Origin of the sequence: Aeromonas sp. sif2433, assembly GCF_019218705.1 — a bacterium.
In the GTDB taxonomy this organism is placed as follows: Bacteria; Pseudomonadota; Gammaproteobacteria; order Enterobacterales; family Aeromonadaceae; genus Aeromonas; species Aeromonas encheleia.
This window is the reverse complement of the sequence record NZ_JAHUXD010000003.1, coordinates 289,973-299,290: the sequence shown is the minus strand read 5'-3', so window position 1 is coordinate 299,290 and position 9,318 is coordinate 289,973. Positions and strand designations below refer to the sequence as shown.

Sequence of the window (9,318 nt, the reverse complement as noted above, 5' to 3'; positions counted from 1 at the left end):
CGGAGAGAACAAGATGAAGACGCGTCACCTGCTCATGCTGAGCGCCCTGTTGCTGGGCGGCTGTACCATCAATCCCTACGGCGGCACGCCGGCGCCCGTGACCGAGCCGGACCAGCCGGTGAGCCAGCCGGGCAAGGCCGTGACCGGGCCCGACGCGGCCGAGCCGGTGCCCGCCCCCAAACCCGTTGCCCCGACCGGCCTGGCGCTGGCCATGGCGGATGCCTTCCTCAAGGCCCCCGAGGTGCAGGCGTTGACCCAGGGCGGCAGCCCTGTGCTGCTGCTGATGCCGCCCCAGAACGGCACAGGGGAAGAGTTCAACACTCAACCCATGGCCATCGCCATGAGCAAGCGGATCCAGGCCAACAGCGGTTTTCGCTTCGCCGATCCGGGCCAGGTCGCGGCCATCACCGGCCAGCTCGAGTATCAGCAGGGGGGCATGAACCCGGCCTCCCTGGTGCGGCTGGGTCGTCAGACCGGGGCCGGCTACATGCTGTACGGGGATCTCGTCTCCGAGGGGAGCCGTTACCGGCTCGCCATGAGCCTGATGGATCTGAAAAGCGGCGAGCTGCTCTGGAACGGTAGCCGTAGCGCCAGCCGCTGAGCCCTGGCGAGGGGTGAGGTCATCCTCGCCTCACCCCTGCTTTTTCAAAAAGTAACTGGTATGCCCTGGGGGCATATCGGGCAGCTCACCGAAGACGGCATAGCCCTGCTTCCGATAGAAGGGCAGCGCCTGGAAGCTGGTGGTCTCGAGGTGGATGCGGGTGATGCCGCGGGCTTGGGCTGCTTGCTCCAGGGTGGCCAGCAGGCGGGCGCCCCAGCCATCCTGGCGGATGGGCTCGTCGACCCAGAGCCCCTCGATATGCAGCCAGCCCCACTTGATCTCGCCGAGGATGCCACCTCGCACTCTCCCCTCCTCATCCTTCACAAAGCTGGCGATCCGCTCCCGGGGCAGGGGGCCGGTGACGCTCTCATTGAACTGGTTCAGCCCCGTCCGCAAGGCGTCGAAGTCGGTTGACTGGGGGGATTGGGGGGCGGTCAGTTGCATAACCAGCTCCGTATGAAGAGCCTCTACCATTAACCCGGCGGCCTGCCGGTGGTCAAGCCGGATGGCATCTGTCGGCTGCCGATCCCACACTATGGAGGTGATGGCCTGGCCAGAATGGCCAGCATGCCTGCCTTGGCTCAGGTTGTCCGAGCGGGCGCGATGCCCGACGGGAGAGGGGCCTGGCGGGTCATGGCGGTCCTGACAAGGCCGTATTAAGGTCTCTTCCTGTACGATAATCGCAGGTAGGGCATAGGTGAAATGCCCATTCTGACGGCGCAGCAGACGAGGTACCTATGACGCTCTCGGTCACGCAACTCTATGAAGTCATGACCCAGTTGCCGGATCCCGTGTTTATCCTGAGCGAGGATGGTTACTACGTCGAATACATAGGTGGCATCGAGCAGCTCTCCTATCAGGACGGCAATCCGCTGGCGGGCAAGCAGCTGGCCGACGTCTTGCCCGCCGCGATGGCGCAGTGGGTGATGGCGCAGGTCGCGCTGGCCTTGAGCAGCGGGCAGGTGCAGGTGGTGGAGTATGAGCTGGCCGCCACCGAGGTGGAGGGGATAGATGCCGCCGCCGGGCCGCAGGGGACGCAACGCTTCGAGGGCAAGATAGCGCCGCTGCCCTCGCGCTATGAGGGCAAGCGGGCGGTGGCCTGGGTGACCCGCAACATCACCCGCCAGCACGAGCTGCAGCAGCGGCTCAAGCGGCTCGGCGAGACGGATCAGCTGACCGGCCTCTACAACCGCCATTTCTTCTTCGAGCACTACAGACACAAGCTGCAGGGCCAGGGGCGTACCGGCCTCATCATGCTGGATATCGATCACTTCAAGCAGATCAACGACAACTTCGGCCATCAGACCGGGGACAGGGTGCTGTGTCGCTTCTGCGAGTGCGTGGCCGCCCAGCTGCGGGTGGAGGATCTGTTCGTGCGCAGCGGTGGCGAGGAGTTTCTGATCCTGTTGCCGCAGATAGACGAGGCCATACTGCCGAAGGTGGCGGAGCGGATCCGCGCCGCGGTGGCGGCCATGGCGCCGGATCCTGTGCCCATCACCGTGAGTCTGGGCAGCACCCTGATCCAGCCGGGAGAGGAGGTCAACGCCGTGCTGGCCCGCGCCGACGAGTGGCTCTATCGGGCCAAGCGGAGCGGGCGCAACCGGGTGGCCCATGATCCGGACTCCTGACTTTGGCTCCTCTGAGCCTCAAAGCACAAGGGCGACCAGCTGGTCGCCCTTGTTCGTTTATGCGGCCTTGGCCAAGGCGCTCTAACCCAACAGGGTCGAGACGTTCTGGCCCGCCATCAGCAACCCTATGGCCAGTACTCCGAACCAGACCAGGGTCGCGCTCACCAGCGCGTAGCCGCCGGCGACGAACAGGCCGTCGCGCTGCAACATGCCGATGGCCAGCAGCAGTATGGCCCAGGCGGGCATGGCGTTGGTGAACGGGATGGCGCCGAGCGGCAGCATCAGCAGCAGGGCGGCCAGCATGATCAGCAGGCCGTTGCAGCGGTTGACGGCGGTGCTGCCGGTCAGCAGCAGCAGGCGTGGCCGGATGAAGCGATCGATGCGGGCCAGCAGATCCGCCCCCTTGTGCAGGGTCGGCTTGAGCTGCTCGGCGGCGAAGCGGCGCTCCATCAGGATGGCGGGCAGCCAGGGCACCCGGTTGAGGGTGATGCCGATGCCGATGAACAGGATCAGCAGGCCGAACGGGGTGCTGACGCCGGGGATGGAGACCGGCAACAGGAAGGGCACTGTGAGCAGCACGCAGAACAGCAGCATGCCCTGCTCGCCGACCAGGGCGAGCATGTCCCGCAGGCTGATATGGCTCTCCTCGATGGCGTGGGCGGTCGCCCGCAGCGTGTCGGAGAGTCGATGTTGTGGGTCGTTGAGTTGCGCGGCAACCATTCCTGAGATCCTCGTCCTGTTGAAGGCCACCCCTGTGGCCGCCGCTAGCTTACGTGGCAAGGGTTAATCCCAGATGAATGGGCCTGGCCGGCGTACATCTTGGGGGGCAGGCGAGGGCCGGATCCGCCAGATGGGTCGAAATTGTCTGGTACAGCCCCTATTTAGGCGCGGCCTCGAGGGGCTCTGATATGCTTCTGGCACGATCAATGCCAATCAGGGGAAGGCCGTGAGAAAAAGAGCAGGAATGATGGTGATGGGACTGTTGCTGCCGCTGGGTCAGAGCTGGGGGGCCGAACCGGCCGCCGATCTGGGCTGGCAGGTGACGCCTTTCCTCGGTTACAGCTCCTCCCTCGACTTCGAGGCGATGGATGAACCCGAGCCCACGCCGCACTCGAGCGACATCGACTCCCTGCAGGGGGAGAGTTCGGGCAACTGGGGCCTGTTCATCAGCAAGGAGGTCAACGACCCCGGCATGATAGAGCTGCTCTACAGCCACCAGTCGACCCCCATCTCCCCCGACCAGCCGGATCGGCTGACGGTGGATACCCTGCACTTCGCCGGTGCCCTGACCCTCTCCGACAACGTCATGGCCCCCTATATCGGCGCCGGGATCGGGTTGACGCGCTTCGATGCCTACGACAGCGAGGTGGCGCCCTCCATGTCGCTGGCCCTGGGGGTGCAACCGCGCCTGACCGACAGGCTGGCGCTGCGGGCCGAGGTGCGCGGCTACGGCTCCCTGGTCAACGAAGACAGCCAGTTCCTCTGCAACCCCGAGATCTGTGCCTTCCGGGTGCGGGGGGAGCTGATCACCCAGTGGCAGGCCAATGTCGGCTTGACCCTGAGGTTCTGAGTCCCATCATGGTGAGACTCTCTCCGCAGGATCAGGAGCCTTGAATCCGTTGCGACCACTGCCCCGCGAGCTGCCCGTCCTGCTGACCCCACGGCTGCAACTGCGCCCGTTCGGGGTGCAAGACAGTGAGGATCTGTTCGCCATCTACGGGGATCCCGCCGTGATGCGCTTCGTCGGGGAGGAGCCCTTCCCTGCACTCGCGACGGTGGCGCAGATGTTGGCGAGCGTCGAGCGTCTGCTGGCCAGGGGGGAATCCCTGGAGTGGGGGCTGGTCGAGCGGGGTGGCCGTCTCATCGGCACCTGCGGCCTGCACGGCTTCGAGCCTGCGCTCCGTCAGGCCGAGCTGGGCTGCATGCTGGCCCGCAGCCATTGGGGTCAGGGCCTGATGGGCGAGGCGCTGGGCGCCTTGATGGGGTTCGCGCGGGAGCTGGGTATCGCGACTCTGCTGGCCGATATCGAGCCGGAGAATCTGCCCAGCCAGGAGTTGTTCCGGCGGCTGGGCTTCGTCTGGCAGCGAGATACCTATTACCAACTGAGGCTGGATGAAGGGATCAGGGGATGCCGCGAGTGAGGCGACTCAAGGGCTCGTTGACGTCGAACAGCCGGTATTGCACCTCGCTCGCCCCCATGGCGAGCAGCCGCTGCTCGTGCATCTTCACGTAGTCCAAGGCACTGCCCTCATCCTCGAACAGATAGATGCCGCCGGCCTCGCCGGTGCGTGGATTTTCGGTCCAGATCTTGGAGATGAAGCCGGGCTCCCGGGTGATGGACTCCGCCAGCGGCACCGCCGCCTCGGTGAGGGCCGGCCCCATCATGGCGGCGGGGAAGTTGAAATGGATTTGCAGCAAACTGGGCATGGCGGGCTCTCTCTTCGGGTAGACAAGGGACTGGCCGCATCATAAGAAGCCGGCATCCTGGCTGCAAGAAGGCACATTTTGGTGGCATAGTTACCCCAAAGTAACCACTCACGAGGCACCCCGTGCACCCACCCCCTTGCCCCGCTTACGAGGTACTGCGACTGCTGACCGGTAAATGGAAGCCGGCCATCCTGTTTCATCTGCGTGAGCAGACCCTGCGTTTTGGCGATCTGCGCCGTTGCCTGCCGGCGGTCAGCCAGAAGGTGCTCACCGCCCAGCTCAAGGAGCTGGAGGCGGATGGGGTCATCGCTCGCACCCTGCACCCCGAGGTGCCGCCCAGGGTGGAATACGCCCTGAGTCCGCTCGGCACCGCCCTGCTCCCCTTGTTGCAACAGATGCACGACTTCGCCCTGAGCCATGCCGAGCAGTTGACGGGGGACGCGAAGCGGGTCGAGGCGCCTATGATGACGCCCTGACCCGACCGATGAGCCTGTGGTCAGCGGGCCCGCAGTAGCCAGCGGCTGGCCGGTGTCGCCGCCAGCAGCCGATAGGCGAGCAGGGAGAGGGCGATCAGCGCCGGCACCTTCATCAGCTCCCACCACACCAGCTTGCCTTGCGGGCCAAACACCATCAGCCACACCACCAGCATCATGTGCAGGCAGTAGAGCCCGAGCACCTTGGGGGCCTGGCGCTCCAGCCAGCTGCCCTTGCCCCAGTCGGGGCGCGCCAGCAGCAGCCCGAACAGGCCGAGGGCCCAGGGCACGGATCCCAGCAGGAAGTCATGGCGGTTGAGCGCCACCCCTGCCAGCCACAGCCCCCAGACCTCCAGCCCGTAGAGTGCGAGCCCCGCCCCCAGTAGCCAGCCACTCAGGCGGGCCGTCGGTCGCCAGCGACTGGCCCTCAGGTAGGCGCCGAGCGTCACGAACAGCAGCGAGAAGAAGGGCCCGTTGCGGGTCAGCAGCGGCCACTCGCCGCCCAGCAGCGGCTTGCCGTAGGAGCCGCCGAGCAGCGCCAGCAGATAGAGCAGCACGCCCGCCACCAGCGCCAGCTGGGGCAAGCCGACGCGCTGACAGAGCGCCAGGATCAGCACCGCCAGCATCAGGGCGGGCAGGAACCAGAGGTGGATCATGCCGCCGACCCACCAGGCATTGAGCGGATCCCCAATCTGCATCTGCCACTGGCCCGCCATGCTGGCCAGATAGCCCTGCTGCACGGCGGCGATCGGGTTGAAGGGCACCAGCAGGTAGATGAGGCTCCAGCCCAGCCAGAGTCCCAGCAGGGGGCGACAGTAGCGCAGCGCCACCGCCATGGGATCGCCCGCGGCCAGCCTGGGTTGCAGGAAATAGCCGGAGCAGAGGAAGAACAGCGGCACCGCGAAGCGGCACAGCTGATTGATGCTGCCCCCCAGCCAGAGAGAGAAGGGATCGCCCCACAGGCTGGGATCGAACGGATTGCTGAAGGGGGAGATGTGAATGGTCATCACGGCCACTATGGCCAGGACCCGCCCGCACTCGATGCTGGAGATGCGCATGATACCTCTTGGCGTCTGGGATTCTGGCCGCACCCTAACAGCCACGGTTGACCCCCGCCAGCCAAGGGGGTGACAACTGTGACCCCGTCGCTGGCCGGTTACCCTTTGTTACCTAGATCACGGCGCCGTTACCCCGGCGCCGACCCGGATCCTGCCTGGCCTAAGGCCGAGCCTCAGAGCAGGGCGATCAGCAGGGTGACGATGGCCCCGCTCACCAGCAGCGCCATGCCGCGCCCGGGCGGGCCGTGCAGCTTGTTCCACATCAGCAGGCTGGTGAGGGCGAGCAGCAGCAGCGCCAGGGCGGCGAGATCCCCCAGCAGTTGCCAGGGCAGACCCGTGCCCATGCCGCGATGCAGCCGGTTGAGGCTGGCGGCGGCGTTGGCCTGCTGCCGCTCGATGCGCACCAGCAGGGTGCCTTCCACGTAGCCGGCGGTCAGGCTCTGGCTCAGGGTCACGCCTTTGAGCTCCCAGCGCGCCGGCAGGGTGAGGGGACCGTTCGGGGTGGGCAGAGTCTGGGGCGGGGTGAGGGCGACCCTGGCCTCCTCGACGGCGTCTGGATAGCGAAGGCGCAGCAGCGCCGTCAGCGCCTCGGGATTCGCCAGCGGCGCCGTCAGCACAAGCTCTTCGCTGGTCTTGTCGGTATGGGGCCCGGGCAGGGGCAGCACGGCCCTGTGTTGCAGCCAGAGGCCGGTGAGGCCGTAGAGCAGCATCAGGGCCAGGGTGGCAAAGCCGGCCCAGGCGTGGATGCGGCGTACCCACTTGTTGTTATGCAGGGGGAGTCTTCTCTGTTTCATGTTTTGCGCGTCATAAAAATCTGGCCAGCGCGGGCTGGCCAGGGTCATCTGTGATGACGGAGGGATTCAGAAGCGGTAGGCGGCGGTCAGATGCAGCTCACGGGGGCTGCCCGGCATGATCTGGGCCGCGCTGGTGGCGCTGAGGTAGTACTGGTGGTCGGTCAGGTTCTCCACGCTGAGCTGGGCATCCCACTGTTGCCAGCGGTAGCCGGCCCTGGCATCGAAGCGAGCGTAGCCGGGCAGCACAGTGGTGTTGGCGTTGTCGGCGAAGCGATCCCCCACCGCCGTCACCCCGGTCTCGCCAAACCAGCCCTGCTGGCCGCTCTGGTAACCGGCGAACAGCTGGCCATTCTGGCGGGAGACGTTGCTCGGCCGCTTGCCCTGCAGATCCGCGTCCGCCTTGACCTGTTCGGCGTCCTGGAGGGCGACGCCGCCGTGCAGGTAGAGTTCGTCGGTCAGCTGGGCGCGGGCGCTCAGCTCTATGCCCTCGGTGCGCTGCAGGCCGGTGAGGATCACTTTGGTAGGATCCAGCGGATCCTTGCTGCGCTTGTTGTACATCTCCAGCCGGTAGATAGAGAGGGTGGTGGCCAGCCGGCCGCCCAGCCAGTCGCTCTTCACGCCCCCCTCGTACAGCCGGGAGTGCTGGGGATCCAGCTGGTTGTTCTTGTCCCCCGGGGTGATGCCGATCAGCTCCCCGCCCACCGGGGTGAAGGTCTTGCTGTAGGAGGTGTAGAAGGCGTGCTCCTCGATGGGGTTCCACACCAGGCCGAGGCGCGGGCTCAGGCTGGTGACCGAGAGGGTCTCCTCCTTGTCGAGGTCGTTACGGCGGCTGGTGACGGTGAATGCGTCCCGGCGCAGGCCGCCGAGCAGGTGCCAGTCACCCAGGCTGAGCTGATCCTGCAGATAGAGGCCGACCCCGCGCACCTTGTGGCTGGCGTCGCTGGCGAGCTTCATGGTGCCATCGTAGCTTGGCAGGGAACCCGGATCGTACAGGTTGCCCGGCGGGATAGGGCTGGCGTTCTGATACAGCTTGGGAGTGCGCTCCTGCCAGTTCTGCTCCAGCCCGAGCAGCAGGCGATGCTCGACGGGGCCGGTCTGCAGCTGGCCCTCGGCCTCGGTGTTGCTGGTCAGGCTGTTGGCCTTGAGATCCTGCTGCCAGCGGGCGCGGGTCACCTGATCCCCCTTCACGCCGGTGACATAGGTGTTGTCGAACCGGCTGTCGAGGCTGGTGTAGCCAAGCTGCTGGCGCAGTTGCCACTGTTCGTTGAGATCCCAGGTCAGGCGGGAGCGGGTGGACTGGGCCAGATCGTCGATGAAGTCCCGGCTGGTGTCGCTGTAGACGCTCTCGATGGGCACCTCGGCCGGACGGCCATTGACCCCGGGAATGCCGCGATCCGGGGTGCGATCGCTGCCGTTGCGCTCGTACTGCAGCAGCCAGTTCAGGCTGTCGTTGATCTCCCAGTTGAGGGCCGGGGCCAACAGGGTGCGCTGGCTGGTCACGCCGTCGCGAAAGCTGTCGGCGTCCTCCTGGGCCAGGTTGAGGCGCAGTTGCACCCGCTCACCGGCCTCGGCGTTGAGATCGGCGGCCAGCCGCTGGCTGTCGAAGCTGCCGACCCTGGCGGTGACGCTGGACGCCTGCCCTCTCTGCGGCGTCTTGCTGACCCTGTTGATGATGCCGCCCGTGCTGCCACGGCCGTAGAGCACGGCGGCCGGCCCCTTGAGCACCTCGACCCGCTCTATGTTGCCGAGATCCCGGGTGTACTGCATGTCATCGCGCAGACCGTCGAGATAGAAGTCGTTGCTGGCGTTGAAGCCACGGATGTTGACGCTGTCGAAGCGGGTGTCGCCGCTGGCGTTGACGCCGGGGATGCTGGTCAGGGCCTCGCTCAGGCTGGGTTGACCGTAGGCGGTCAACTCGCTGGCGGAGACGCTGTCTATGGTCTGGGGCACCAGCTTGGCGGGGGTGGCGGTGCGGGTCGCGGTGGCGACTTCCGCGTGTTGGCTGCGTTTGCCGACGACCGTCATGGTCTCATCTTCGGCGCGGGTGCCGGCACTGAGGGCCAGCAAGGCGACGCCCAGCAGGGCGCGCGGGGGAGTGGGGTTAAGCATCTGCGTGTGACTCTTCTAATCGGCCTGACGGCCTGAACTTATTGATTTATTTGTAATTATTATGTTCTCTCATGCCGAGAGGGCGCTAATGATATTGATTTTCATTTCCCTGGCAAGGGAAAGATATAAATAATCCCTATCTATCGCCGCCGGCACAGCCAGACGGCACCCGCTCTGGCCTATCCCGTGGAGAGGGCGACTCTTGGTGTCGGCAAAGGGCTGGTTTAC

At 66.0% G+C, this 9,318-nt stretch carries 11 protein-coding genes; 5 read left to right on the top strand and 6 right to left on the bottom strand.

Going from position 1 to position 9,318, the window contains the following annotated elements:
• Window positions 1-13: 13 nt before the first annotated feature.
• Window positions 14-601, top strand: coding sequence for a penicillin-binding protein activator LpoB (locus KW825_RS06825; RefSeq protein ID WP_218328722.1), 588 nt, complete (start codon window positions 14-16; stop codon window positions 599-601).
• A gap of 30 nt (window positions 602-631) precedes the next feature.
• On the opposite strand, the gene KW825_RS06820 is transcribed toward KW825_RS06825, so the two are convergent.
• A complete protein-coding gene (locus KW825_RS06820) occupies window positions 632-1,045 on the bottom strand; it encodes an N-acetyltransferase (RefSeq protein WP_218328721.1) in 414 nt (137 codons plus the stop codon).
• Between the two features lie 293 nt (window positions 1,046-1,338).
• Here KW825_RS06820 and KW825_RS06815 point away from each other — a divergent pair, with 293 nt between their 5' ends.
• A complete protein-coding gene (locus KW825_RS06815; protein ID WP_042651914.1) occupies window positions 1,339-2,229 on the top strand; it encodes a sensor domain-containing diguanylate cyclase in 891 nt (296 codons plus the stop codon).
• An 81-nt stretch (window positions 2,230-2,310) separates the two neighbouring features.
• On the opposite strand, the gene KW825_RS06810 is transcribed toward KW825_RS06815, so the two are convergent.
• A complete protein-coding gene (locus KW825_RS06810; RefSeq protein ID WP_042651915.1) occupies window positions 2,311-2,949 on the bottom strand; it encodes an exopolysaccharide biosynthesis protein in 639 nt (212 codons plus the stop codon).
• 247 nt (window positions 2,950-3,196) lie between these two features.
• Here KW825_RS06810 and KW825_RS06805 point away from each other — a divergent pair, with 247 nt between their 5' ends.
• Both KW825_RS06805 and KW825_RS06800 read left to right on the top strand, forming a co-directional pair.
• Entirely contained in the window at window positions 3,197-3,799 is a 603-nt protein-coding gene (locus KW825_RS06805; protein ID WP_042652180.1) for an outer membrane beta-barrel protein, read from the top strand.
• 49 nt (window positions 3,800-3,848) lie between these two features.
• Window positions 3,849-4,370, top strand: a complete 522-nt coding sequence (locus tag KW825_RS06800; protein ID WP_218328780.1) for a GNAT family N-acetyltransferase — start codon at window positions 3,849-3,851, stop codon at window positions 4,368-4,370.
• On the opposite strand, the gene KW825_RS06795 is transcribed toward KW825_RS06800, so the two are convergent.
• Window positions 4,351-4,656, bottom strand: a complete 306-nt coding sequence (locus tag KW825_RS06795; protein ID WP_218328720.1) for a monooxygenase — start codon at window positions 4,654-4,656, stop codon at window positions 4,351-4,353. The two genes, KW825_RS06800 and KW825_RS06795, sit on opposite strands and share 20 nt — an antisense overlap.
• Window positions 4,657-4,778: 122 nt before the next feature.
• Here KW825_RS06795 and KW825_RS06790 point away from each other — a divergent pair, with 122 nt between their 5' ends.
• Window positions 4,779-5,132, top strand: coding sequence for a helix-turn-helix domain-containing protein (locus KW825_RS06790; protein ID WP_218328719.1), 354 nt, complete (start codon window positions 4,779-4,781; stop codon window positions 5,130-5,132).
• Between the two features lie 20 nt (window positions 5,133-5,152).
• On the opposite strand, the gene KW825_RS06785 is transcribed toward KW825_RS06790, so the two are convergent.
• The 3 genes from KW825_RS06785 to KW825_RS06775 form a co-directional block, all read right to left on the bottom strand.
• Window positions 5,153-6,187: an acyltransferase gene (locus KW825_RS06785; protein WP_218328718.1), complete on the bottom strand. Its 1,035-nt coding sequence runs from the start codon at window positions 6,185-6,187 to the stop codon at window positions 5,153-5,155.
• 173 nt (window positions 6,188-6,360) lie between these two features.
• A complete protein-coding gene (locus KW825_RS06780; protein ID WP_371315785.1) occupies window positions 6,361-7,029 on the bottom strand; it encodes a PepSY-associated TM helix domain-containing protein in 669 nt (222 codons plus the stop codon).
• 18 nt (window positions 7,030-7,047) lie between these two features.
• Window positions 7,048-9,090, bottom strand: coding sequence for a TonB-dependent siderophore receptor (locus KW825_RS06775; protein ID WP_218328715.1), 2,043 nt, complete (start codon window positions 9,088-9,090; stop codon window positions 7,048-7,050).
• Window positions 9,091-9,318 lie beyond the last annotated feature (228 nt).

Bases quoted from the DNA above. Each gene is read 5' to 3' on its own strand.
- KW825_RS06825 (WP_218328722.1), top strand. From the start codon at position 14: ATGAAGACGCGTCACCTGCTCATGCTGAGCGCCCTGTTGCTGGGCGGC.
- KW825_RS06820 (WP_218328721.1), bottom strand. From the start codon at position 1,045: ATGCAACTGACCGCCCCCCAATCCCCCCAGTCAACCGACTTCGACGCC.
- KW825_RS06815 (WP_042651914.1), top strand. From the start codon at position 1,339: ATGACGCTCTCGGTCACGCAACTCTATGAAGTCATGACCCAGTTGCCG.
- KW825_RS06810 (WP_042651915.1), bottom strand. From the start codon at position 2,949: ATGGTTGCCGCGCAACTCAACGACCCACAACATCGACTCTCCGACACG.
- KW825_RS06805 (WP_042652180.1), top strand. From the start codon at position 3,197: ATGGTGATGGGACTGTTGCTGCCGCTGGGTCAGAGCTGGGGGGCCGAA.
- KW825_RS06795 (WP_218328720.1), bottom strand. From the start codon at position 4,656: ATGCCCAGTTTGCTGCAAATCCATTTCAACTTCCCCGCCGCCATGATG.
- KW825_RS06785 (WP_218328718.1), bottom strand. From the start codon at position 6,187: ATGCGCATCTCCAGCATCGAGTGCGGGCGGGTCCTGGCCATAGTGGCC.
- KW825_RS06780 (WP_371315785.1), bottom strand. From the start codon at position 7,029: ATGACCCTGGCCAGCCCGCGCTGGCCAGATTTTTATGACGCGCAAAAC.
- KW825_RS06775 (WP_218328715.1), bottom strand. From the start codon at position 9,090: ATGCTTAACCCCACTCCCCCGCGCGCCCTGCTGGGCGTCGCCTTGCTG.